We start from the raw sequence: 23,378 nt of genomic DNA, 5'->3' as shown, positions 1-23,378 counted from the left end.
ACCACCGCACGGCTAGGGCGCGGTTCCCAGAGACGGGACGTGCGGTCCCTGCGCCAGCGTCCAGCGCCCCGCCGGCCTCGTCGATCAGCGCGTCGAAGCGCCAGGCGTCGACGTCGCCGGGCGGGAGCCGGAGCGCGTACCCGGGCGGCTCGGTGACGAGGACGCGCGCGGGCGTCCGGGGCGGGCGGCCGGGTTCGAGCGCGCGCCGCAGATGGGACACGAACGACTGGAGTCCGGCCGCGGCGCGCTGCGGCGCGGTGCCCGCCCAGAGCTCCTCGACGAGCCGGTCGGCCGGGACCATCCGCCCCTGCGCCGCGACGAGGCGCGCGAGGACCGAGCGCTGGCGAGGCCCGCCCAGATCCGCCGGTGCCCCGTCCACCGCCGCGCTGAAGGCGCCCAGCACGCGTACCGCGGTCGTCATGTCCCGCTCAGACTAAACCGGGACATGACGGACCGCGGTGGGCCCCCGCCTACGCGACGGTCACGCTTGGCTGGGCTGCCGCTCCCGGGCGCCCGGGCCGTCCGCGCCTTCCGGCGCGCCAGGGCCCGGCGCGCCGTCACCGCCGTGCGGGTCGAACTCGGGCAGGACGCGCGCGAGCGGCCGCGGCAGCCACCAGTTCGCCCGTCCGAGCAGCGCCATCGTCGCGGGCACCAGGACCAGCCGGACGAGCGTCGCGTCCAGCGCCACCGCGACCGCCAGCCCGACTCCCATCTGCTTGATCACCAGGCTCGGGTCCAGCGCGAAGCCGAGGAACACCGCCACCATGATCAGCGCCGCGCTGGTGATCACCCGGCCGGTCGCGGCGAGCCCCGCGGGCACCGAGCCGCGCGCGTCGCCGGTGCGCCGCCACTCCTCCCTGACCCGCGAGAGCAGGAAGACCTCGTAGTCCATCGACACCCCGAAGAGCACCGCGAACATCAGCAGCAGGATGAAGCTCGACACCGGGACGCTGTGCGGCAGCCCCAGCAGCGTGGCGCCCCACCCCCACTGGAACACCGCCGTCAGCACCCCGTACGCGGCGCCGATCGACAGCAGGTTCATCGCGGCGGCCTTCAGCGGCGCGAGCACCGACCGGAAGACCAGCATCAGCAGGACGAACGAGGTGGCCACGACCGCGCCGATCACGGGCCAGAGCCGCTCCGACAGCATTCGGGAGAGGTCCGTGTAGCTCGCGGTGAGCCCGGCGATCTCCGCGCCGGGCGGCAGCGCGTCCGCGCGGATCCGGTCGACCAGGCGCGGCGCCTCCGCGTCCTGCGGGCCGTACTCCGGGGTGACCACGACGACGGCGGCCGAGCGGTCCGGCGACAACCGCGGCTGCGCGACGGCCGCGACCCCGCGAGTGCGCGCGAGCCGCTCGCCGAGACCGGGCAGCGCGGACGCCTCCACCTTCCGCAGGTCCACCGCGACCAGCAGCGGTCCGTTGGCGCCGTCGCCGTACCCGTCGGCCAGCAGGTCGTATGCCTGCCGGACCGTGCTGGACGTCGGCTCGCTGCTGGAGTCGCTGGGCCACGTCCGCATGCCGAGGGCGGGCGCGGCCAGCGCCAGCATCAGCACGAGAACGGCACCGAGCCACGGCCACGGGTGCCGTCCGACGTGCTCGGCCCAGCGCCGGACCCGCGGCGAGTCCGTCGAGATCGTCGCGCCGGCGGCGCGGTCGCGGCGGCGCAGCACCCGCGTCCCGGCGAGCCCGAGGACGGCGGGCAGCAGCGTGACGGCGCTCAGCATGGTCGCCGCGACCACGAGCCCGGTCGCGAAGCCCATGGTCATGAACACGGGGATCCGGGAAAGCACGAGCCCGCACAGCGCCAGCAGCACCGTCCCGCCCGCGAACACGACCGACTGGCCGGCGGTGGCGATCGCGCGTCCCGCCGACTCGGGCACGTCGAAGCCCGCGGCCAGGCCCTCGCGGTGCCGGGTCAGGATGAACAGCGCGTAGTCGATGCCGACCCCGAGCCCCACCATGATCGCGAGGGTCGGCGCCGTGGTCGCGACGTCGGTGAACGCCGCCAGCAGCGTGATCCCGGACACCCCGGCGCCGAGCCCGGCCAGCGCCACCGCCAGCGGCAGCCCCGCCGCCACCACCGATCCGAACGCCAGCAGCAGGATGACGAGGGCCGCGACGATCCCGATGACCTCCGCGACCCCGCCGGGCGCCGTGACGTTCTCCGGCACCTGGCCGCCGAACTCCACCTGGTATCCGGCGGCCTTCAGGTTCCCCGTGGCGCCGCGCAGCTCGTCGAGCGTCGGCCCGGGCTCCAGATCGGTAACCGGCACCCCGTACTGGACGGTGATCAGCGCGGTCACCCCGTCCCGCCCCGGCGGCGCCGGTTCCACCGCGCTGACCTGCGGCAACCGGCGCAGCTCCGCCGCGGCCGCACCGAGCTTCGCCTGGTCAACCGTGCCGGACCTCGCGTGGACGACGACGCGGGCGTCCGCGCCCGCCATCGCCGGAAACCGCTCCCTCAGCAGGTCGGTCGCCTTCTGCGACCCGGTCCCCGCGAGGGTGTAGTCGTCGTGCAGGGACCCGCCGGCGACGCCCGCGAGCCCGGCCACGGCCCCGACGATCACCAGCCACGCGACGACGAACCGCCAGGGCCGCAGCGCCGCGGCCTTCCCCAGGCGGTAGAGCAGACGGGACATCGCTTTCTCCCCCAGAACTCCGGTACCGGACGTTCCGAGGATCGCCGCGTGCCCTTGGCGGCCACTTGCCACCGACTTGCGACCGGCTGCCCGGACCGCCTGGACGCCCGGGAACGCCCGCCCCGTACGCTTGGGGACGTGAGCGAGCTGAACCCCGAGGACGCGAAGATCATCACCCTGGCGCGGTCGTCCAGGGCCCGCGCGGGCGCCGCCGAGGGCGCCGCGGTACGCGACGAGACGGGCCGCACCTACGCGGCCACGAGCGTGGACCTGCCGTCCCTGAAGCTCTCGGCGCTCAAGGTCGCCGTCGCGATGGCGGTGTCGAGCGGCGCCGAGGACCTGGAGGCCGCCGCCGTCGTCACCGCCGCCGGGACCGCCGACCCGTCCGACGTGGCCGCCGTCCGCGACCTCGGCCGGAAGGCACCGATCCTGCTCGCCGCCCCCGACGGCACCCTGACCACCATCATCGAGTAACGCCCTCCGCGTTCACGAACGGTCGATGACGGCAAAAACGATCTTGCCGACACCGTCGGCCAGGGCACGAATGCCCCAGCAGCGGGCGTACTGATCGACGATGAACAGCCCCCGTCCCGTCTCGCTACTCGCGTCGGCCGCCAGCATGCGCGGAAGCCCGCACGCGGCGTCCTGAACCTCCACCCACAGGGCGTCGTCCTCGGTACGACTCAACCGCAGGACCACATCACCGTCCGTCCCGGACGCCGCATGCTGAAGCGCATTGGTGACCAGTTCGCACGCCACCAGGCACGGCACGAAGTCGTCCATGCCCCACTGACCGACGACCAGCCGCACGAACCGCCGCACCTCCGCGACCACCGCCGGATCCCGCTTCACTACCATCTCGCCCTCCGCCGCACCACCCATGACCCTCTCCTCACTGTGTGTGTCGAACACCACACATTGAGCCACTATCCGGGCTACGGTTTGACTACCAAGTTCGATCGGTAAGAGCTGGGAAGCGCCTGATCAATTAGGGCAGCTTCCATCGAGAGATAAGAGCCATGCCCCCACGGCGCCAGCGCCCTCGCGAATCCCCCGCCTTAGTCGCATTCGGACGGCAGATGCGTCGAATGCGGGAGGCGAAAGGGGTTAAACAGGATGCCATCGCACAGTTGACCACGATGAGCGGGGCTCAGATCAGTCGCATCGAGAACGGAAAGAGGCGGGCCACCCGCTCCTTCGTGGAAATCGTGGACGATCACCTCGATGCCGGTGGCGCGCTCATCAACCTCTGGGAGGACCTCAACAAGGACGGCCATCCTGTCCCGATCTGGTTCGACTGGCCAAAGATCGAGGCCGACGCAACGATGCTGATCACCTATCAGCACTCGGTCATTCCTGGCCTGATCCAGACACCCGCCTACGCACTAGCGATCCTGCAAGGCAATCAGAGCGCCGCAGACGCTCGGATCGGCCGCCAGGAGATCCTCCGAGGACCGAGGGAAGACGGCTTCTCCCCACCGATTTACGTGATTCTGATCGACGAGCAGGCGCTCTACCGACAGGTCGGCACCTCCGAGACGATGAAGGAGCAACTGGAGCACCTGCGGCACATGAGTATGTCACCCAACATCACGGTTCAAGTAGTGTTGGGAAGCGGCGAACATGACGGCAACATGGGCGCGTTCGTGGTTGCGACGATGGAGGATCGAAGCGAAGTCGCGTACATCGAGACAGCCGTCCGTCCCATCACGACGGACGCCCCCGCAGACTTGTCCACTGTCGCAAGAACCCTGGTCAGCCTCCGTTCACGGGCACTGACAGACGAGATGTCACGTGATTTCATCGGGAAGGTGGTTCGAGAGAGATGGACCTGAAGCACGCCGCGTGGCGCAAGAGCAGCTACAGCGGTTCCAACGGCGGCGACTGCGTCGAGCTGGCTGGGGCGGACGGGTCGGTGGTGGCGGTTCGGGATAGCAAGGACCCGGATGGGGCCGTCCTCGTGGTGACCGGCGCGGCTCTGCGCACCGCTGTCCAGGCTGCCGCCAAGACGCGCTGACCGTCCGGTGGCAGCCACTGCCGACACCCCTCGTTCACGGGTACTCACTAGAGAGACATCTCGGGAGCCGATGAGAGAGGTGGTGCAAGGCAGATGGACCTGAACGACGTTGCCTGGCGCCGGAGCAGCCGCAGCACGTGCAGTGGCGGCAATTGCGTCGAGCTGGCAGGGCTCTCGTGGCGCAGGAGCACTCACAGCGGTCCGAATGGCGGTGAGTGCATCGAGCTGGCTGAGCTTCCATGGCGCAAGAGCACGCACAGTGGCTCGAACGCGGCTGAGTGCGTCGAGCTGGCAGGGCTCTCGTGGCGTAAGGCCAGGCGAAGCCTGAGCAACGGCGGTGAGTGCGTCGAGTTGGCTGGGGCGGACGGGGCGGTGGTGGCGGTTCGGGATAGCAAGGACCCGGATGGGGCCGTCCTCGTGGTGACCCGCGCGGCTCTGCGTGCTGCTGTTCAGAGTGCTGTCGGGGCGCGCTGACCGGTCTGGGGCGGGTTAGGCGCCCTCGTCGCCGGAGGCTCGGAAGGTGTCGTCGGCGGCTCGGCGGTCACCGTCAGGGCTCTCGCCGTCGCCGTGGCCGTTCTCGTCGTTCAGGCGGCGGACCAGGACGGTGCCCACGCGGTTGCGGCGGCCGGCGATCGTCTCGGCCTTCAGGGACAGGACGGCGCCGTCACCGTCACCGTCGGAGCCGACCCGGGCCGTGGAGCCCTCGATGGGCACGCGGCCGAGGGCGTGGGCGAGCAGGCCGCCGACGGTCTCGACCTCCTCGACGTCGATGTCGGCGCCGAACAGTTCGGCGAGGTCCTCCACGGGCAGGCGCGCGGTGACGCGGGCGGCGCCGTCCGGGAGCCAGGTCACCGGCGGGGTCTCCACGTCGTACTCGTCGGTGATCTCACCGACGATCTCCTCCAGGATGTCCTCGATCGTGACGAGGCCGGCGGTGCCGCCGTACTCGTCGATCACGATCGCGAGGTGGATCTGCCGGGCCTGCATCTCCCGCAGCAGCTCGTCGATCGGCTTGCTGTCGGGCACGTAGGTGGCGGGCCGCATCACCGACTCGACCCGCTCGGTCGACTCGCCCTCGCGGTGCTCGTGGCTGCGGCGGACGACGTCCTTGAGGTAGGCGATGCCGACGACGTCGTCCTCGTTCTCGCCGACGACGGGGATGCGGGAGAAGCCGCTGCGCAGCGCGAGGCTCATCGCCTGCCGCAGCGTCTTGCCGCGCTCGATGAACACGATGTCGGTGCGCGGCACCATCACCTCGCGGACGAGCGTGTCGCCGAGCTCGAACACCGAGTGGATCATCTGCCGCTCGTCCGGCTCGATGAGGCTGCGCTGCTCGGCGAGGTCGACGAGGTCGCGCAGCTCCGCCTCGGACGCGAACGGGCCCTCCCGGAACCCCTTGCCGGGCGTGAGCGCGTTGCCGAGCAGGATCAGCAGCCGCGGCAGCGGCCCGAGCACCCGCGTCACCGGATGGATCACCGCCGCGCCGGCCAGCGCGATCCGGTCGGCGTGCTGGATGCCGAGCGTCCGCGGCCCCACCCCGATCGCGACGTAGCTGACGACGATCATGATGGCGGCGGCGACCACGTAGGCGCGCCACGTCTCGTCCAGCCAGGAGATGCACAGGTCCGCGACGATCACGGTGGCGACCAGCTCGCACGCGATGCGCAGCAGCAGCACCATGTTGACGTAGCGGGCCGGGTCGGCCACGACCTCGGCCAGCCGCCGCGCGCCGCGCCGCCCGTCCCGGACGATCTCCTCGACCGTCACCCGCGACACCCTGGCGAGCGCCGCCTCCGTGCTGGCCAGCAGGCCCGCCGTGAAGACCAGTCCCACCGCCAGCGCCGACAGCCACCCCTGTCCGGTGCTCATCAGCGCCCGCGCTTCTCCCGCCAGGAGGCGAGCAGCTCGGCCTGGAGGCCGAACATCTCCTTGTGCTCGTCCGGTTCGGCGTGGTCGTAGCCCAGGAGGTGGAGGATGCCGTGCGCGCAGAGCAGTTCGAGCTCGTCCTCGGTGCCGTGCCCGGCCTCCCGCGCCTGCCTCTCGGCCACGGACGGGCACAGGACGACGTCGCCGAGCAGCCCCGGGTCGGCTTCGCCCTCCTCGTCGGTGCCGCCGGACATGTGGCCCGGACGCAGCTCGTCCATGGGGAACGACAGGACGTCGGTCGGGCCGGGCTCGTCCATCCACTTCTCGTGGAGCTCGGTCATCGCGGCCTCGTCCACCAGCAGGATCGACAGCTCCGCGAGCGGATGGACGCGCATGCCGTCCAGCACGTGCCGGGCCAGGTCGGCGAGGTCCTTCTCGCCGACCGGGACCCCCGACTCGTTCAACACCTCGATGCTCATCTAGCGCCCCCGCTTGCGGGATCCGCCGCCGCGGCCCGCCGCCCCCTGCTTGATCTCCGGTACCCGCGACTCGTCGTAGCGGTTGTAGGCGTCCACGATGTCGGTCACCAGCTTGTGGCGGACGACGTCCTTGCTGTTCAGCCGGGAGAAGTGGATGTCGTCGACGCCGGCCAGGATGTCCTGGACGACGCGGAGGCCGCTCATCTGCCCGTTCGGGAGGTCGACCTGGGTGACGTCGCCCGTGACCACGACCTTCGAGCCGAAGCCGAGCCGGGTGAGGAACATCTTCATCTGCTCGGGCGAGGTGTTCTGCGCCTCGTCCAGGATGATGAAGGAGTCGTTGAGCGTGCGGCCGCGCATGTAGGCGAGCGGCGCCACCTCGATCGTGCCGGCTGCCATCAGCCGCGGGATCGAGTCGGGGTCGACCATGTCGTGCAGCGCGTCGTACAGCGGCCGCAGGTACGGGTCGATCTTCTCGTAGAGCGTGCCGGGCAGGAACCCGAGCCGCTCCCCCGCCTCGACCGCGGGACGCGTCAGGATGATCCGGTTGACCTGCTTGTCCTGGAGGGCGCGGACCGCCTTGGCCATCGCCAGGTACGTCTTGCCGGTGCCGGCGGGGCCGATCCCGAACACGATCGTGTGCTTGTCGATCGCGTCGACGTAGCGGCGCTGGTTCAGCGTCTTCGGGCGGATCGTGCGGCCCCGGCTGGACAGCACGTCCAGGGTGAGGACCTCGGCCGGCCGCGCGCCGCTCTCGCCGCGCAGCATCGCCAGGCTGCGCTCGACCGCGTCGGGGGTGAGCTGGGTGCCGCCCTTGAGCAGCTCGACCATCTCGGTGAAGAGCCGGGAGACCAGGTCGGTCTCGCCCTCGGGGCCCGTCACGGTGATCTCGTTGCCGCGGACGTGGATGTCGATGCCGTTGCCGAACGCCCGCTCGATCGCGTGGAGCAGCTCGTCACGGGAGCCCAGCAGGCTCACCATCGAATGGTCGTCCGGCACCACGATCTTGATCTGGGAGCGCGGGCCGGTCCCGTCGCCGCGCCTCGCGTGAGTTGATTCGACCATCAGCCGGGCCTTGCGGCCTCTCAGACCTGCCTTCTGTCTGCTCCGGGTGTCCAGGTGTGCCCTTCCCATGGTACTGGGCACCCGCGACGGATCGCCGCTTCATTTCCGCTCGCGGCCGCGCCGCCGGCTCCCGCGAATCGGCGCCCGTGGGCCGGGTCCGGCGCGGCGGGCGCCGCGAGGCGCGGTGCGGGCGGCGGGGGGCTCTCGTCAGCCGGGCGGCCAGTTCAGGCCACGTCCGCCGAGCACGTGCACGTGGACGTGGTGCACGGTCTGACCTGCCTGGTCGCCGGTGTTGAAGACCAATCGGTAGCCGGTGCCCGCGACGCCCTCGCCCTCGGCGACGCGGTGGGCCTCGCCGATCACCTCCGCGAGGAGCTCCGGGTCGGCGGCGGCGAGCGCGGCGGCCGTCGGATGGTGGTCCTTCGGAATGACCAGGACGTGCGTGGGCGCCTGCGGGTTGATGTCGCGGAACGCCACCGTGCGCGCGCCCTCACGGACGATCTTGGCGGGCACGTCGCCGGCGACGATCCCGCAGAAAAGGCAGTCGGTCATCTGTCTCCTTCCGGGGGCGGCCGAGACCGCCACGGGATCCTATCGAGGCGGAGGCGGGCGCGGCCCGCGGCGCCCCGCGCCGCCGGGATTCCCGATGATCGATTCCCCGCCGTCGAGCCGCATTCCGACCGCCCCTTGGTTAAGGTTGTCAGCTCAGGCGTACTCCCCGGCTCGCAGGCTCTGCGGCGCGCCTGCGGCCGGTCGGGCGCGCCCGGACGATGCCGTTGCGAGGGCGACCATCCGAATGGACGGCCGGGGAGCGGCGAAGGCGGCGGATAGGTGACCGAGGCAGACCAGAAGATGCCCTTTCGTAAACCGGACGACGAGGGTGCGCGTCCCACTGACGTGACCGAGACCCTCGTGGCCAGGGGCACGGCGGCGGCTGCTGTTGCCGTCACCTGGGACGCCGACCAGGCGGTGACCGCGCTCTACAGCGCCAACTACCGCTCGCTCGTCCGGCTGGCCGCCATGCTCGTGCGGGACTCCGGGACGGCCGAAGAGGTCGTCCAGGACGCCTTCGTCGCGATGCACGGCGGATGGCGGCGCCTGCGCGACCCCGACAAGGCCCTGTCGTACCTCCGCCAGTCCGTGGTCAACCGGTCGCGATCGGTGCTGCGGCACCGCGCCGTCGTCGAGAAGTACGCCCCCAAGGGCCTTCCCGACGCGCCGAGCGCGGAGGCCGGGGCCATCGGGGAGCTGGAGCGCTCGGCCGTCATCGACGCGCTCTCCGGCCTGCCCGCCCGCCAGCGGGAGGCGCTCGTCCTGCGCTACTACGCCGATCTGTCCGAAGCCGAGATCGCCCACGCGATGGGCATCTCCCGCGGCGCTGTGAAGAGCCATACGGCGCGCGGCATGACCGCGCTACGCAATGTCCTGGAGCAATTCTCATGACCACCGACCCCCACGACGAGCACGGCGAGATCCTGCGCCGCGCCCTGCACGCGGAGGCGGACTCGGTCACCCCCGCCGACGACGGCCTGGACCGCATCCGGGCCCGCATCGCCGAAGGCGGCGGCCGCCGCCGTTTCGGCCCGGAGCGGTTCGCGCCCGCCTGGCTCCGGCCCGACCGCTTCTCCGTGACCTGGGCGCGTCCCGTCCTCGCCGTCGCCGCCGCCGTGGCGATCGCGGGCATCGGGGTGACCGCACCGCAGACGATCGAGCTCATCCAGCACTCGGTGTCGGGCAACGGCCCGTCCGGCGGCGGCAACGGCGACTCCGACGGCGACCGCACCGACGCCCAGGGCCGCCCGCTCCCGTCGGGCGCCCCGTCGTCGCAGGGGCCGATCTCCGCCGGGGCGTCCAGCGAGCCCGCCTCCGCGTCTCCCAGCGCCGCGCCCGGTGGGGCGGCCTGCGGTTCGGGTGGGGCTGCCACGGCGGCGCCGACCACGGCCGCGGCCGGCGGTGACTCCGCCGCCGCCTCCGAGAGCCCGTGTTCGAGCGACTCCCCCTCGACGAAGCCGGAGCCGCCCACGACGCCGGTGCCGCCGACCACGTCGAAGCCGGCCGACCCGCCGACGTCGGAGGAGCCGACCCCGCCCGTGTCCACTGAACCGTCCACGTCGTCCGAGCAGGGCGCCTCCTCAAGCACTCCCTGATCCGCTCCCTGGAACAGCCCCGCTCCCGATCAAGGACCCCCGCCGCCCCCGAACCCCCGCCGCCTCCACGCCGCCGCTCGCCGAGAGCGATCATCGGCGTGCCTCGAAAGGGTCGCTGACGCGCCGGTGAGGCCCGTCAGCGGCGCGCGGTGGGCTCACCAGCGGCCGGTCGCGGCGAGCAGGACGGCGGCCGCGGCCACGCCCGCGGTCGACGTGCGCAGCACGGTCGGGCCGAGCCGGGTGGCCCGGCCGCCCGCCGCCGCGAAGCGCTCCAGCTCCTCGGCGGTGATGCCGCCCTCCGGCCCGACCACGAGGACGATCTCGCCGTCCGCGGGCGGCTCGACGGCGCTCAGCGGCGCCTCGGCCTCCTCGTGCAGGACCAGGGCGAGGGACGCGGCGGCGATCCGCTCCGCGACGTCCGCCGTGGACGCGAGGCCGGCGACGTCCGGGAGGCGGCTGCGGCGGGCCTGCTTGCCCGCCTCGCGGGCGGTGGAGCGCCAGCGGCCGAGGGCCTTCTCGCGGCGCTCCGGGCGCCACTGGGTGACGCAGCGGGCCGCCGACCACGGGACGATCTCGTCCACGCCGGCCTCGGTCATCGTCTCCACGGCCAGCTCGCCCCGGTCACCCTTGGGCAGGGCCTGGACGACCACGAGGCGGGGGCTGGGCGGGGCCTCCCGGTGCCGGGCCAGCACGTCCAGCGTGAGGGACGCCCGGTCGGCCGCGGTGACGACGCACTCGGCCAGCAGCCCGGCGCCGTCGGTCAGGTCGACGCGCTCGCCGGGCCGCAGCCGGCGGACGGACGCCGCGTGCCTGCCCTCGGCGCCGTCGAGGACCACGCGGTCGCCCTCCAGCGCGGCCGTCCCGGCCAGGAACACCGGCGGACTCATGCGCACCACCTAGGAACAGTGACGAAGCCCGCCCGGCCACGACCGGCGGTCATGGCAGCGGGCCGCCGCGGCGGCCCTCCCGGTAGGCCGCCGCCGCGACGCTTCAATGCTGGTTGAACACGTCCCGCAGGCGGGAGAACATGCCGCGCTGCCCCGGCGCGAACTTGCCGGGCGGGCGCTCCTCGCCGCGGAGCTTCGCGAGCCGCCGCAGCAGTTCCTCCTGCTCCTCGTCGAGCTTGCCGGGCGTCTCCACGTTGACGTGGATCATGAGGTCGCCGCGGCCGCTCTCGTTGAGGTGCCGGACCCCGCGCCCGTACAGCGTGATGACCTGCCCCGACTGCGTGCCGGGCTTGATGTCGACGGGCTCGGCCGCGTCGAGGGTCTCGACGGTCACGCTGGTGCCGAGCGCGGCGGCGGTCATCGGGATCTCGACCGTGCAGTGCAGGTCGTCGCCCTCCCGCTCGAAGATCGGGTGCGGCTTCTCGACGATCTCCAGGAACAGGTCGCCGGGCGGGCCGCCGCCCGGGCCGACCTCGCCCTCGCCCGCGAGCTGGATGTGGATGCCGTTCTCGACGCCCGCCGGGATCTTGACCTTGACGGTCCGCCGGGTGCGGACCCGGCCGTCGCCCGAGCACTCCGCGCACGGGTTGCGGATCACCGAGCCGAAGCCGCCGCACGCCGGGCACGGCCGGGCCGTCATGACCTGGCCGAGGAAGGAGCGCTGCACCTGCTGCACCTCGCCGCGCCCGTGGCAGGTCTCGCACGTCTCCGGGTGCGTGCCGGGCGCGCAGCCCGAGCCCTCGCAGGTGGCGCAGGCGACCGCGGTGTCGATGGACAGCTCGCGCGTGGTGCCGAAGGCCGTCTCCGCGAGGTCGAGCTCGACCCGCAGCGTGGCGTTCCGGCCGCGCCGCGCGCGGGACCGCGGGCCCCGCGAGGTCGAGGTGCCGAAGAAGGCGTCCATGATGTCGCTGAAGGGGAACCCGGCGCCGCCGAAGCCCCCGGCGCCCGCCCCGCCGCCGGGCGCGAACGGGTCCGCGCCCAGGTCGTACATCTCGCGCTTCTTCGGATCGGAGAGCACCTCGTACGCCTGGGTGATCTCCTTGAACTTCTCCTGGGTCTCCGGATCCGGGTTGACGTCCGGGTGGAGCTCCCGCGCGAGCCGGCGGTAGGCCTTCTTGACCTCGTCGGCGCTGGCGTCCCGGCGGACGCCCAGGGTCGCGTAGTAGTCGTTGGCCACTTACGACCCCGCCAGGATCTGTCCCACGTAGCGTGCCACTGCCCGTACCGCTCCCATCGTGCTGGGGTAATCCATGCGTGTCGGCCCGAGCACTCCCAGCCGGGCCAGCGTGAGGTCGCCCACGCCGTAGTCGGCGGCGACGACCGAGGTCGATCGGAGCCCCTCGTCGGGGTTCTCGGTGCCGATCCGCACCGTAACAGTAGAGGAGTCGCCGGTCTCGCCGAGCAGACGCATCAGGACGACCTGCTCCTCCAGCGCCACCAGGACGTCCCGCAGGCTCTGCGAGAAGTCCACCGCGGCGAGGTTCGCCGCGCCCGCGAACACGATCTTCTCCTCGTGGTTCTCGACCAGCGTCTCCAGCAGCACCGACAGCACCGACGCCGCCACCGGGCGGTCGGCCGGCCCCACCTTGTCGGGCAGGTCCGCGACCGCGGACGGGACGTCGCCGAGGCCGAGCCCGTCCAGGCATGTGTTGAGCAACGCCCGCAGGTGGCCGATCGATTCCTCCGACACCGGGCCGGCGGTCTCGATGAGCCGCTGCTCCACCCGCCCCGTGTTGGTGATCAGGACGAGCAGCAGCCGGCCCTCGGCGACCGGGACCAGCTCGACGTGCCGCACCGTCGAGCGCGTCAGCGACGGGTACTGCACGACGGCGACCTGCCGGGTGAGCTGCGCCAGCAGCCGCACCGTCCGGCCGACGACGTCGTCGAGGTCGTAGGCGCCGGTCAGGAACGTCTCGATCGCGCGGCGCTCGGCGACCGAGAGCGGCTTGATCGTCGACAGCCGGTCGACGAACAGCCGGTAGCCCTTGTCGGTGGGGACGCGCCCCGCGCTGGTGTGCGGCTGGGCGATGTACCCCTGCTCCTCCAGCACGGCCATGTCGTTGCGGATGGTGGCCGAGGACACCCCGAGGTTGTGCCGGTCCACGAGGGCCTTGGAGCCCACCGGCTCGTTGGTGGAGACGTAGTCCTCGACGATGGCGCGCAGGACCGCGAGTTTCCGGTCGTCCAGCACGTGGTCACCTCCTCCTTGCCACCGCAGTCCCCGATCGGCCGGCTCGGCGCCGGCCCTTGCTGCTGGCACTCCTTACTTCCGAGTGCCAAGTGTACGACCCGGCGGCCCCTGTCCGTGGTCCCCGCTCCCGCACGCTCCGCCCCGCGGCCACCCGGGAACGGCCGGGAACGCGGCACGGCGCCCCTGTACGGGAGGCGTCCGGGCCGTCTCCGGGGCCCGTCCGGGCGGCTGCGCGATCTTATCCTTCCGGTTATCGTGCGGGACTGTGCGCAGCAAGGACTACGGAGACGACGTTCTGTCCGGCGACTGGCGACGGCCCCGCAAAGGTCAGATACCCGAAATACCGGCCGAACCCGGCCTTGTCGCGGAAGATCCCGACAGCGGCTTCTGCGGCGCCGTCGTCGGCTGCGACAAGCTCGGCGTCACGCTGGAGGACCGCTTCGGCAAGCGGCGCGTGTTCCCGCTGACGAAGTCGGGCTTCCTCATCGACGGCAGGCCCGTCACGCTCGTCCGGCCGGCCGCCGCGCCCAGCGGCCCCGCCCGCTCCGCGTCCGGCTCCATCGCCGTGCGGGGGCTGCGCGCGCAGGTGGCCAAGGAGAGCCGCATCTACGTCGAGGGCCTCCACGACGCCGAGCTGGTGGAGAAGATCTGGGGCCACGACCTGCGCGTCGAGGGTGTCGTCGTCGAGTACCTCGAAGGGGTGGACGACCTGCCCGCCATCGTCGAGGAGTTCGGCCCCGGCGAGGGCCGGCGGCTCGGGGTGCTCGTCGACCACCTCGTGGCGGGCTCCAAGGAGAGCCGGATCGCCGCCCAGGTCTCGTCCCCGCACGTGCTCGTCACCGGCCACCCGTTCATCGACATCTGGGAGGCCGTGAAGCCCGCATCCGTCGGCATCCGGGCCTGGCCACGCGTGCCCCGCGGCGTACCCTGGAAGGAAGGGGTCCTCGCCGAACTCGGCTGGGGGGACGACGTGGGCGCGAGCTGGAAGCGGATCCTGCGCTCGGTGAACGCCTACACCGACCTGGAGCCGGCCCTGCTGGGCCGCGTCGAGGAGCTCATCGACTTCGTGACCGCACCCTGACCCCCCGGGCCCGCGTCGCGGCGCGGCGTCCGAGAAGGAGCACGCGATGACGCACGGGCAGCCGGAACGACCGGGCCAGGAAGGCGACTCCGGTCAGGGGCAGGGCGACCAGTCCGGATATGGCCAGGGACAGCCGTACGGTCAGCAGCAGGGATACGGGCAGCAGGGATACGGCGAGCAGGGTCAGGGGCAGCAGGGTCAGGGCTACGGGCAACCGGGTTACGGCCAGCAGCAGTACGGACAGCCGGGGTACGGGCAGCAGCAGTACGGGCAGCCGGGCTACGGGCAGGCCGGTCAGGAGCAGGGCTACGGGCAGCCGGGATACGGACAGCCGGGCTATGGGCAGCAGGGGTACGGGCAGTCCGGCTATCCCGGGAGCACGCAACCGGGGTACGGGCAGCAGCAGGGCTACGGGCAACCCGGGCAGGCGGGCTACGGCTACGGGCAGCAGGCCCCTTACGGGCAGGATCCGGGCTACGGGTACGGCGGGCAGATGCAGCCGTACGCCGCTGCCGGCGGATACGCGGCCGCGACGTCCGACGAGCGGACCTGGGCGATGCTCGCCCATCTGGGGCAATTTCTGGTCGGCTTCATCGCCCCCCTCGTCGTTTACCTGACCAAGAAGGACGAGTCGCCGTTCCTGCGCCACCACGGCGCGCAGGGCCTCAACTTCGCCATCACGCAGTTCGTCTACCTGTTCATCAACATCGTGCTGATGTTCGTGATCATCGGGTTCTTCACGCTGATCGCGCAGGGCATCGCGGAGATCGTCCTGCTGATCATGGCCGGGCTGGCCGGCAACCGCGGCGAGTACTACCGGTACCCGCAGTTCATGGCCTGGCCCATGATCAAGTGACGCCGGAGCCGCGCGGCGGGCCGCGTCAGGTCAGGTCGCGGACGACGGCGTCGGCGAGCAGGCGCCCGCGCAGGGTCAGCACGGCGCGCCCGTCCTCGACCGGGCCGGGCTCGATCAGCCCGTCGGCGACGGCGCGCCGGACGGCCGCATCGTCGAGCAGATCGACCGGGCAGCCCTCGGCGAGCCGCACTTCGAGCATGACGCGCTCGATCCTGCGGTCCTCGGCGTCCAGGACCTCGCGGGCGTGCGCCGGGGTCGTCCCCTCGGCGAGGCGGGAGGCGTAGGCGGCGGGGTGCTTGACGTTCCACCAGCGCGTCCCGCCGACGTGGCTGTGGGCGCCGGGGCCGACGCCCCACCAGTCGGCGCCCGTCCAGTAGAGCAGGTTGTGGCGGCAGGCCGCGTCCGGGCCCGTCGCCCAGTTGGAGATCTCGTACCAGCGCAGGCCGTGCGCGCTCAGCATCGCGTCGGCGGCCAGGTAGCGGTCGGCCATGGCGTCGTCGTCGGGCGCGGCGAGCTCGCCGCGCCGCACCTGGGCCGCGAGACGGGTGCCGTCCTCGACGATCAGCGCGTACGCCGAGACGTGGTCGGGCTCGGACGCGAGCGCCGCCTCCAGGGACGCGCGCCAGTCGTCGTCGGTCTCGCCGGGCGTGCCGTAGATGAGGTCCAGGTTGATGTGTTCGAACCCCGCCTTGCGCGTCCAGTCCACCACCTGGGGGACGCGTCCGGGAGTGTGCGTGCGCTCCAGGACGGCCAGCACGTGTTCGCGCGCACTCTGCATGCCGTAGGAGATGCGAGTGAAACCGACCTCGCGGAGCTTCGCCAGATACGTCTCGTCCACCGATTCGGGGTTCGCCTCCGTCGTCACCTCCGCACCGGGCGCGAGGCCGAATTCGGCGTCGATGGCGGACAGGACGCGACCCAGGTCGTCCGGCGGCAGAAGGGTGGGCGTGCCTCCGCCCACGAACACGGTCTCCACCGGAAGGTCGGCGTCACCGAGCACACGGCGCGCCATCCGGACCTCCGCGATGGCGGTGTCGGCGTAGGAGTCTCGACTCGCCCCAGGGCCCAGCTCGGTCGCCGTGTAGGTGTTGAAGTCGCAGTACCCGCAGCGCGTCACGCAGAACGGCACGTGCACGTAGAACGCGAAGGGGCGCCCGCCCAGCCCCTCCAGGGCGCTGGAGGGCAGCGCACCGTCGGCGGGTACGGGATCACCATCGGGAAGAGTCGCGGGCACCTCTCAAGTCTGCCTCGCACCCGCCCCTGCTCCGTCCAGGCAACTCCCGAGGAGGACTCCAGGCGCCCTAGGGTCTCGCCGCGTCAGGCCTCGCGGAGCTTCTGGCGGAGCCAGGAGGGGATGTTGTCGTCCGTCCGGGGGAAGCGGTCGAGGTCCAAGGCGTAGGCGGCCGGGGTCAGCGGCGGCGTGAAGTCGGGCTCGCCGTCGTAGTCGAACTCGGCGCTGAACCGGCCCGAGCGCTCGATGTCCAGGCGGGCCGTGAACCAGGCGCCCTTCCCGCGCCGGTACATGACGCGGCGCAGCTCGTCCATCCGTCCGACGGCCTGCCCCGGCGGGGTGGTCGGGCGCCGCTGGCCCGCCGTGTCCTCGACCTCGAAGGAGGCGCTGTCGATCCCGACCGTCGCGCGGAACTCGAAGCCGAGCCGCTCCCAGCCGGCGGGCGCTGCCGACCGGAGCGCGCGGACGGCGCCGTTCACCGCCTCCCGCTCCCGCGGGGAGCGCAGGACCTGGTCGGAGTGGGTCACGCGCGGAACCTCCGGAAGGTCGGTCGGGTGGATCCGGCCGGGAAGGCACGGAGCCCGTCGCGGCCGCTGCCCTCGACCGTACCGACATCTCCGCCCAGGTCGAGCAACGGCCGCCGTGTCGCGGCGAAACCGTCCGTCCGCAATCGCGCCTCGCGGGACGATCTTGGTCGAGCCGGGCGCGCCTCCCCCGGGAGGCTTCCGGTCGGCGATCCGGCACGCCGGGACCGGGCCGAATGGAGCATGCTGCGCCTCTTGGGCGGATAGGGTCGTCCGAATGCGGATTGAGGGGGCGGACCGGGAACGCGTGCCCGCGCGCGTCCTGCTGCGCGGCGAGCCGGCCGGCTGGCACTGCGTGATCGTGGACGACTCGGGCGCGGAGCGGCGCACCGACTTCTCCGGGGCCGGCACGCGCTGGCAGACCGGCGCGGTGTCCGATCCCGAACCGCCGTGGTGGCACCGCCGGCTGAGCGAGACCGCCGAGGGGCTGCGCGAGGCCATCGCGGAGCGGCTCACCGACGCGACCTTCCACGAGCTGGGCGCCGAAGCCGCGATCACCTGGTTCGCCGTGGACGAGCCCGTCGCGTGGGAGGGCCTCGTCACCCTGCGGGAGGCCGACCCCGCCCGCTTCCCCGGCCGCGTCGCCCCGTACGTCATCACCCTGGAGCCCGGGCGCGGCGCCCAGCTGCCCGACGCGGACCTCCTGTTCTCCACCGAGGCCGCCGACGCCTGGGCCGCGCTCGCCGCGGTCGCCGAGAACTGCGGCACCCAGCCGCCCAAGGCGTCGTTCCTGTGCGGCTGGGCCGACCACCGCAGCATCCGGGTCGGGCGCGGGCGCCTCGCGCTGTCCACCGACCGGAGCGAGGGCGGCGTCGAGCGGATCGCCGAGATCTTCGGGACCCGCGGGCCCGGCTGGAGCGGCAACCCCGAACTGCGCCTGCGGCTGGACGGCATCGACCTGCTCGACGAGCCCGCCGCGGACGTCGTCGCCCTCTTCCGCGAGCTCGGCCACGACGTCGTCCGGCGCGGGCGGACCACACGGCTCCCCACCATCGGCCTCACCCTGTACGAGCCCGAGTCCGGCCGGGGCGAGCGCGGAGGACGGGAACCGCAGCGGTTCACCGGAGTGTCGCTCCAGTTCCCGAACGCGCTCGCGCCCCTGCGCACCACGGTCTGAACGCCGCCGAACCGGTCGACGGCTCGGGGACCCGGGGCACGCCGGCGGCGTGCGCCGTGCGGCAACAATCCCGACACCCACGGGGGACCGGCCCGTCACCCGAACGCAACCGCGCCGCCCTAAGTTCGCCGATCATGAGTAGCCGTGCGCGTCACGCCGTCCTCGCTCTGACCGGCGCCGCCCTCGCGAGCGCCCCGCTCGCCCTCGCCCCCGCCCACGCCGGCACGGCGCCGGGCACCATCAGCCTGCACCGCGGCGGTCCCGCCCGGTCGCTGACGTTCACCGCCCGCCGCGACGGGGAGGCCGTCATCGGCTTCAGCGTCGCCGCGCCGGGCGTCTCCTGGGCCGCCAAGGGCGCCGAGTCCGCCGTGGTGTCCATCGCCGTGGACGGCCGCCACGTGACCGACCTGGTCGTCCCCTCGTCCACCCCGACGGCCCGCAGCCTCGGGCTCGGGCACGTCCGCCACGGCAGGCACCGGGTGACCCTGCGGTTCGCCCGCGGCAGCGCCCCGGCGGCCCGGCGCGTCACGCTCGCCCGCCCCCGCGTCACGCTGCCCGCCGCCGCCCAGCTCGCCCTCCGCCACGCCCCGGTCGTCGTCGGCCGCACCAACGGGCCGCTGAACGACCCGTACCAGAACGCCACCACCGACACCCCGCTGATCGCCTGGCACGAGACGAAGCCCGCCGCCGCCCCCGGCCACCAGATCATCGAGTACTCGGTGGTGTGGAGCAACGAGGACGGCGGCACCGACTCGCCCGCCCTCATGGCCCGCTGGGGCCGCACCACCGACATCGAGTGGATCTACCGCGTCGAGGTCGACGCGCAGGGTCGCCGCGTGGACGGGACCGGCGTCTACCAGGCCCCCGAGCACCTGACGCTGAAGTTCACCGGCCGCTACGAGGGCGACCATCCGGTCCTCCAGACCTGCACCCAAAATAACAATATGTGTGACGTCGTCTCGGCGGGCGCGCCGCTGCGCTTCCTGCCGGACGCGACCGCCACCCGCCCCGCCGGGCGCGCCCGCGAGGTCGTGATGGACCGCGAGCCCTGGACGTACCAGATCATGGCGCAGGAGATGGTCCGCGAAGGCAAGATCGAGAAGCCGTCCGACCCGGCCACCCGCGCAGTCGGCGACCAGCGCACGTACCTGTGGGCCGAGTTCGCCAAGACCACCGGCGCCGCCAGGGGCCTCGGCTCCGTCCCGGGCGTCGCGCTCGGCGTCCGCCTCAAGGCCGACCCGTCCCGCCTCTACCGCTCCGACCACGACGAGCCCACCTGGTCGATCGACCGGGACGGCGCCGTCGCCACCACGGTCGAGCTGCCCGAGGGGACGAAGCTGTCCGACATCGCGAGCGTCGAGGCGATCCGACGGCCGATCGGCCTCGGCGACAACGGCGCGCCCGCCACCGTCACCGCGATCAACCGCGGCTTCCTGCTGGACTCCTCGTACCTGCCCGGACCGTCCGGCATCACCTGGACGGGCTCCGTCACGCTCACGCAGCAGCAGCCCACCGCCGTCCTCTGGCGCCCCTGATCCGCATCCCCGGGGGGACGCCCCTGGGGCCGCGCTGATCCGGCGTCCGCCGGTCCGTGGCATGGCGTGAACCGGCCACGGACCGGCGGAACACGAGAACTCAGGAACCGGGACGAACTCCGGGTGCGTCCAAGGAGTCGTACACTTCGCGGACAACGCGCGCCGCGAACGCCCACAGCGCACTCGGAGAGGACACCCGCCATGGCCTACGGGCCTCCCCCGTCGCCCGGCCAGGGGCAGCAGCCCGGATGGCAGCAGCAGCCCCAGTGGCAGCAGCCCCCGCAGCACCAGCAGCCCGGATCCCAGTGGCAGCAGCCGCAGGGGTCCGCCTGGCAGCAGCAGCCGCAGGGGTCGGCGTGGCAGCAGCCGCAGAACCCCTCCTGGCAGCAGCAGCCCTCCCAGGGGCCGGGCACCGCACAGATGCCGGGGCAGTTCGGCCCCGTCAGCGACGACGACAAGACGTGGGCGCTCATGGCCTACCTGGGCCAGTTCCTCGTCGGCGCGATCGCGCCCGCCGTCGTCTACCTCGGCAAGGCCCGCTCGCCCTTCGTGCGGCGGCACGCCGCGCAGGGCCTCAACATGGGCATCGCCGCCATCGCGGTCTGGATCGTCGGCGGGCTGCTCTCGATGGCCCTGGACGTGCTGATCTGGGTGCCGCTCGGCTTCACCGCGGTCGTCCTGTTCTTCCTGGTCTACGCGGCCAGGGCGGCGAACCGCGGCGAGTTCCGCCGGGTGCCGCCCCCCGTCGCCTGGCCCATCCTGAAGTGACGCGATCCCCGGCCTGAGGGTCGGGGAATCGACGCCCGCCCCTGCGCCTGCGCATCCTTGCTCCGCTGCACCTGCACACCCCGGCGGGTGTCAGACGGCTCTGGCCTCCACCTCCTCCTCGGCTTCGGCTCCGGCGTCCGCCTCGATCCCGCCTTCGGCCGGGACCTTCGCGGGCGCTGGGAGGACCGTCAGCGTGCCCGGCTCCCCCGGCGGCTGGTCGAGCCGGACGATCCGTCCCGGATAGGCGCGCTGGGCTATCTCGACGTCGCGCTCGTCCCACAGCCCGTAGAACACGGGGCAGCCGTCCCACAGCTCGACCTTCTCCGCGCCCGTCGGCCAGCGGTGGCCGAAGACGTCGAGGAGGATCGGGTCCTCGCGGTGCGGCAGGTCGGGGCCGGTCGCGGGCAGGACGGCGGCCAGATCGGGCACGGTGATTCTCCTCTTCCGGACGGGCCGGCGCGGCAGCCGGCCGAAGATCGCGTCGGGTGCGAGCTCCAGGTCCAGCGGCCGCGCCAGGCGGTGCGACCGCCCCCACGGGACCCGCTCGGCGTCCGCGTACCACCCGTCCGCGCCGAGCTCGTGCACGCGCAGCTCGGGCCTGCCGTCGTCGGCCACGTCCACCACCACGTACGCGGGCACCTCGAAGCGCGCGTAGAGCCGCCTCTTGGCGCCGAGGTCGGCGCCGCGCGACGCCGGCGAGACCACCTCGACGGCCAGCAGCGGCGCCCCGCGGATGTACCAGAGGTCGCCCTCCGCCTGCTCCTTGCGGAACACCATCAGGTCGGGCCGCAGCCAGGTGTCGTCGGCGAGGCGCGTGCCGAACTTCGTCAGGCACTCATGGCCGGGTTCCTGCGCCAGCTCGACCGGCACCACCAGATCCGAGACGAGCACCTGGTGCAGCAGCGTGTTGCTCACGACACCCAGTGTCCACGCGGGAGCGCTGCGTCACCACCGGTTTCACCGAACTTGCCGAACGCGCTACTTGCGGCCCTTGTCGGTGTCGCCGCCGCCCGTGGACAGCGCCGCGACGAAGGCCTCCTGCGGAACGTCCACCCGCCCGATGGTCTTCATCCGCTTCTTGCCCTCCTTCTGCTTCTCCAGCAGCTTGCGCTTGCGCGAGATGTCGCCGCCGTAGCACTTGGCGAGCACGTCCTTGCGGATCGCGCGGATGTTCTCGCGGGCGATGATGCGCGCGCCGATCGCCGCCTGGATCGGCACCTCGTACTGCTGCCGCGGGATCAGCTCCTTGAGCTTCGCGGTCATCATCAGCCCGTACTCGCGCGACTTGTCCTTGTGGACGATCTGGCTGAAGGCGTCCACCGACTCGCCCTGGAGCAGGATGTCGACCTTCACGAGGTCGGCCTCCTGCTCGCCGCTCGGCTCGTAGTCGAGCGAGGCGTAGCCGCGGGTCCGCGACTTGAGCTGGTCGAAGAAGTCGAAGATGATCTCGGCGAGCGGCAGCGTGTAGCGGATCTCGACCCGGTCCTCCGACAGGTAGTCCATGCCGAGCAGCACCCCGCGCCGCCCCTGGCACAGCTCCATGATCGCGCCGATGTGGTCGGCCGGGGACAGCAGCGTCGCCTTGACGACCGGCTCGTACACCGTGCCGATCTTGCCCTCGGGGAACTCGCTGGGGTTGGTGACGGTGTGCTCCGACCCGTCCTCCATGACCACCCGGTACACGACGTTCGGCGCGGTCGAGATCAGCGACAGGCCGAACTCGCGCTCCAGCCGCTCCCGGACGATCTCCATGTGCAGCAGCCCGAGGAACCCGCAGCGGAAGCCGAACCCGAGCGCCGCCGACGTCTCCGGCTCGTAGACCAGCGCGGCGTCGTTCAGCCGCAGTTTGTCGAGCGCGTCGCGCAGCTCCGGGTACTGGTCGCCGTCCACCGGGTACAGGCCCGAGAACACCATCGGCTTCGGGTCCTGGTAGCCCCCGAGCGACGTCGGCGCGGGACGCGACGCCACGGTCACCGTGTCGCCCACCCGGGCCTGCCGCACGTCCTTCACACCGGTGATCAGGTAGCCCACCTCGCCGACGCCGAGGCCCTGCACCGGCTTCGGCTCCGGGGCGATCACGCCGACCTCCAGGGTCTCGTGCGCCGCCCCCGTCGACATCATCAGGCTCTTCTCGCGGCGCGACAGGTGCCCGTCCATGATCCGGACGTAGGTCACGACGCCGCGGTAGGTGTCGTACACCGAGTCGAAGATCAGCGCCCGCGCGGGACCGTCCGGGTCGCCCACCGGCGCCGGCACCTCCTGGACGATCTTGTCGAGGAGCTCGCCGACCCCCTCGCCCGTCTTGCCGGACACCCGCAGCACGTCCGAGGGGTCGCAGCCGATGATCCCGGCCAGCTCCTCGGCGTACTTCTCCGGCTGCGCCGCCGGCAGGTCGATCTTGTTCAGCACCGGGATCAGGTGCAGGTCGGCCTCAAGCGCCAGGTACAGGTTCGCGAGCGTCTGCGCCTCGATGCCCTGCGCGGCGTCCACCAGCAGGACCGCGCCCTCGCACGCCGCCAGGGACCGCGACACCTCGTAGGAGAAGTCGACGTGGCCGGGCGTGTCGATCAGGTTCAGGACGTACTCGCCGCCCGCCGAGCTCCACGGCAGCCGCACGGCCTGGCTCTTGATCGTGATGCCGCGCTCGCGCTCGATGTCCATGCGGTCGAGGTACTGGGCGCGCATCTGGCGCTCCTCGACCACTCCGGTCAGCTGCAGCATCCGGTCGGCGAGCGTCGACTTGCCGTGGTCGATGTGCGCGATGATGCAGAAGTTGCGGATGATCGCGGGATCGGTCTTGTTGGGCTCAGGCGCTGGCACCGGGGTCCGTTCGCAAACTCACAGGTGGACATG

General features: G+C 72.5%; 25 protein-coding genes. 11 read left to right on the top strand and 14 right to left on the bottom strand.

Annotation, left to right across the window (positions count from 1 at the left end; all coding sequences use genetic code 11):
• Positions 1 to 421 (bottom strand): AfsR/SARP family transcriptional regulator (locus tag E1300_RS05585; protein ID WP_207399495.1); only part of this gene is annotated, 421 nt, incomplete at its 3' end.
• A gap of 60 nt (positions 422 to 481) precedes the next feature.
• Positions 482 to 2,641 carry an MMPL family transporter gene (locus E1300_RS05580; RefSeq protein ID WP_131755787.1) on the bottom strand — a complete coding sequence of 720 codons (2,160 nt, stop codon included), beginning with the start codon at positions 2,639 to 2,641 and terminating at the stop codon, positions 482 to 484.
• Positions 2,642 to 2,779: 138 nt separating this feature from the next.
• On the opposite strand from E1300_RS05580, the gene E1300_RS05575 reads away from it, so the two are divergent.
• A complete protein-coding gene (locus E1300_RS05575) occupies positions 2,780 to 3,115 on the top strand; it encodes a cytidine deaminase-like protein (RefSeq protein WP_131755786.1) in 336 nt (111 codons plus the stop codon).
• A 12-nt stretch (positions 3,116 to 3,127) separates the two neighbouring features.
• On the opposite strand, the gene E1300_RS05570 is transcribed toward E1300_RS05575, so the two are convergent.
• Positions 3,128 to 3,523: an ATP-binding protein gene (locus E1300_RS05570; protein ID WP_131755785.1), complete on the bottom strand. Its 396-nt coding sequence runs from the start codon at positions 3,521 to 3,523 to the stop codon at positions 3,128 to 3,130.
• Between the two features lie 137 nt (positions 3,524 to 3,660).
• On the opposite strand from E1300_RS05570, the gene E1300_RS05565 reads away from it, so the two are divergent.
• The 3 genes from E1300_RS05565 (at position 3,661) to E1300_RS53685 (ending at position 5,132) form a co-directional block, all read left to right on the top strand.
• Positions 3,661 to 4,476: a helix-turn-helix domain-containing protein gene (locus E1300_RS05565; protein WP_131755784.1), complete on the top strand. Its 816-nt coding sequence runs from the start codon at positions 3,661 to 3,663 to the stop codon at positions 4,474 to 4,476.
• Positions 4,467 to 4,658 carry a DUF397 domain-containing protein gene (locus E1300_RS05560; RefSeq protein ID WP_131755783.1) on the top strand — a complete coding sequence of 64 codons (192 nt, stop codon included), beginning with the start codon at positions 4,467 to 4,469 and terminating at the stop codon, positions 4,656 to 4,658. Before E1300_RS05565 ends, E1300_RS05560 begins: the two co-directional genes overlap by 10 nt.
• A 93-nt stretch (positions 4,659 to 4,751) precedes the next feature.
• Positions 4,752 to 5,132, top strand: coding sequence for a DUF397 domain-containing protein (locus E1300_RS53685; protein WP_131755782.1), 381 nt, complete (start codon positions 4,752 to 4,754; stop codon positions 5,130 to 5,132).
• 15 nt (positions 5,133 to 5,147) lie between these two features.
• On the opposite strand, the gene E1300_RS05550 is transcribed toward E1300_RS53685, so the two are convergent.
• From E1300_RS05550 to E1300_RS05535, 4 genes are all read right to left on the bottom strand, one after another.
• Positions 5,148 to 6,527, bottom strand: a complete 1,380-nt coding sequence (locus E1300_RS05550) for a hemolysin family protein (RefSeq protein ID WP_165502684.1) — start codon at positions 6,525 to 6,527, stop codon at positions 5,148 to 5,150.
• Positions 6,527 to 7,003, bottom strand: coding sequence for an rRNA maturation RNase YbeY (ybeY, locus tag E1300_RS05545; protein WP_131755781.1), 477 nt, complete (start codon positions 7,001 to 7,003; stop codon positions 6,527 to 6,529). Before ybeY ends, E1300_RS05550 begins: the two co-directional genes overlap by 1 nt.
• On the bottom strand, positions 7,004 to 8,068 hold the full coding sequence (locus E1300_RS05540) for a PhoH family protein (protein ID WP_131755780.1): 1,065 nt from the start codon (positions 8,066 to 8,068) through the stop codon (positions 7,004 to 7,006). It lies immediately after the preceding gene.
• Between the two features lie 207 nt (positions 8,069 to 8,275).
• Positions 8,276 to 8,620, bottom strand: a complete 345-nt coding sequence (locus E1300_RS05535) for an HIT domain-containing protein (protein WP_131755779.1) — start codon at positions 8,618 to 8,620, stop codon at positions 8,276 to 8,278.
• Positions 8,621 to 8,965: 345 nt separating this feature from the next.
• On the opposite strand from E1300_RS05535, the gene E1300_RS05530 reads away from it, so the two are divergent.
• Both E1300_RS05530 and E1300_RS05525 read left to right on the top strand, forming a co-directional pair.
• Entirely contained in the window at positions 8,966 to 9,511 is a 546-nt protein-coding gene (locus E1300_RS05530) for a SigE family RNA polymerase sigma factor (protein ID WP_242618954.1), read from the top strand.
• A complete protein-coding gene (locus E1300_RS05525; RefSeq protein ID WP_131755778.1) occupies positions 9,508 to 10,215 on the top strand; it encodes a hypothetical protein in 708 nt (235 codons plus the stop codon). Before E1300_RS05530 ends, E1300_RS05525 begins: the two co-directional genes overlap by 4 nt.
• A 155-nt stretch (positions 10,216 to 10,370) precedes the next feature.
• Here the strand turns inward: E1300_RS05525 and E1300_RS05520 are convergent, their stop codons facing one another.
• The 3 genes from E1300_RS05520 to hrcA form a co-directional block, all read right to left on the bottom strand.
• The gene (locus E1300_RS05520; protein ID WP_131755777.1) at positions 10,371 to 11,102 is read right to left on the bottom strand and encodes a 16S rRNA (uracil(1498)-N(3))-methyltransferase; all 732 of its coding nucleotides are present in this window, start codon (positions 11,100 to 11,102) and stop codon (positions 10,371 to 10,373) included.
• A gap of 103 nt (positions 11,103 to 11,205) precedes the next feature.
• Complete coding sequence (dnaJ, locus tag E1300_RS05515; RefSeq protein WP_131755776.1) at positions 11,206 to 12,339, bottom strand: molecular chaperone DnaJ; 1,134 nt, start codon at positions 12,337 to 12,339, stop codon at positions 11,206 to 11,208.
• Positions 12,340 to 13,353, bottom strand: a complete 1,014-nt coding sequence (gene hrcA / locus E1300_RS05510; RefSeq protein WP_131755775.1) for a heat-inducible transcriptional repressor HrcA — start codon at positions 13,351 to 13,353, stop codon at positions 12,340 to 12,342. It abuts the gene before it with no gap.
• 265 nt (positions 13,354 to 13,618) lie between these two features.
• On the opposite strand from hrcA, the gene E1300_RS05505 reads away from it, so the two are divergent.
• Complete coding sequence (locus E1300_RS05505; RefSeq protein ID WP_131755774.1) at positions 13,619 to 14,434, top strand: DUF3097 domain-containing protein; 816 nt, start codon at positions 13,619 to 13,621, stop codon at positions 14,432 to 14,434.
• 46 nt (positions 14,435 to 14,480) lie between these two features.
• Complete coding sequence (locus tag E1300_RS05500; protein ID WP_131755773.1) at positions 14,481 to 15,290, top strand: DUF4870 domain-containing protein; 810 nt, start codon at positions 14,481 to 14,483, stop codon at positions 15,288 to 15,290.
• A 25-nt stretch (positions 15,291 to 15,315) separates the two neighbouring features.
• Here the strand turns inward: E1300_RS05500 and hemW are convergent, their stop codons facing one another.
• Together hemW and E1300_RS05490 are read right to left on the bottom strand one after the other, a co-directional pair.
• Positions 15,316 to 16,524 (bottom strand): radical SAM family heme chaperone HemW, encoded by a 1,209-nt coding sequence (gene hemW, locus E1300_RS05495; RefSeq protein ID WP_131755772.1) that lies wholly within the window; start codon positions 16,522 to 16,524, stop codon positions 15,316 to 15,318.
• A gap of 83 nt (positions 16,525 to 16,607) precedes the next feature.
• Positions 16,608 to 17,048, bottom strand: a complete 441-nt coding sequence (locus tag E1300_RS05490; RefSeq protein ID WP_131755771.1) for a hypothetical protein — start codon at positions 17,046 to 17,048, stop codon at positions 16,608 to 16,610.
• Between the two features lie 274 nt (positions 17,049 to 17,322).
• On the opposite strand from E1300_RS05490, the gene E1300_RS05485 reads away from it, so the two are divergent.
• From E1300_RS05485 to E1300_RS05475, 3 genes are all read left to right on the top strand, one after another.
• Positions 17,323 to 18,222, top strand: coding sequence for a hypothetical protein (locus E1300_RS05485; protein WP_131755770.1), 900 nt, complete (start codon positions 17,323 to 17,325; stop codon positions 18,220 to 18,222).
• A 134-nt stretch (positions 18,223 to 18,356) separates the two neighbouring features.
• Positions 18,357 to 19,757 carry a hypothetical protein gene (locus E1300_RS05480; RefSeq protein ID WP_131755769.1) on the top strand — a complete coding sequence of 467 codons (1,401 nt, stop codon included), beginning with the start codon at positions 18,357 to 18,359 and terminating at the stop codon, positions 19,755 to 19,757.
• 201 nt (positions 19,758 to 19,958) lie between these two features.
• Positions 19,959 to 20,525: a DUF4870 domain-containing protein gene (locus tag E1300_RS05475; protein ID WP_131755768.1), complete on the top strand. Its 567-nt coding sequence runs from the start codon at positions 19,959 to 19,961 to the stop codon at positions 20,523 to 20,525.
• A gap of 90 nt (positions 20,526 to 20,615) precedes the next feature.
• Here the strand turns inward: E1300_RS05475 and E1300_RS05470 are convergent, their stop codons facing one another.
• Both E1300_RS05470 and lepA read right to left on the bottom strand, forming a co-directional pair.
• Complete coding sequence (locus E1300_RS05470; RefSeq protein WP_131755767.1) at positions 20,616 to 21,440, bottom strand: Uma2 family endonuclease; 825 nt, start codon at positions 21,438 to 21,440, stop codon at positions 20,616 to 20,618.
• Positions 21,441 to 21,503: 63 nt separating this feature from the next.
• Positions 21,504 to 23,345, bottom strand: coding sequence for a translation elongation factor 4 (gene lepA / locus E1300_RS05465; RefSeq protein ID WP_131755766.1), 1,842 nt, complete (start codon positions 23,343 to 23,345; stop codon positions 21,504 to 21,506).
• Positions 23,346 to 23,378 lie beyond the last annotated feature (33 nt).

The organism is Actinomadura fibrosa (genome assembly GCF_900659615.1).
Lineage (GTDB): Bacteria > Actinomycetota > Actinomycetes > Streptosporangiales > Streptosporangiaceae > Spirillospora > Spirillospora fibrosa.
This window is presented reverse-complemented; position numbering and strand designations above follow the sequence as displayed.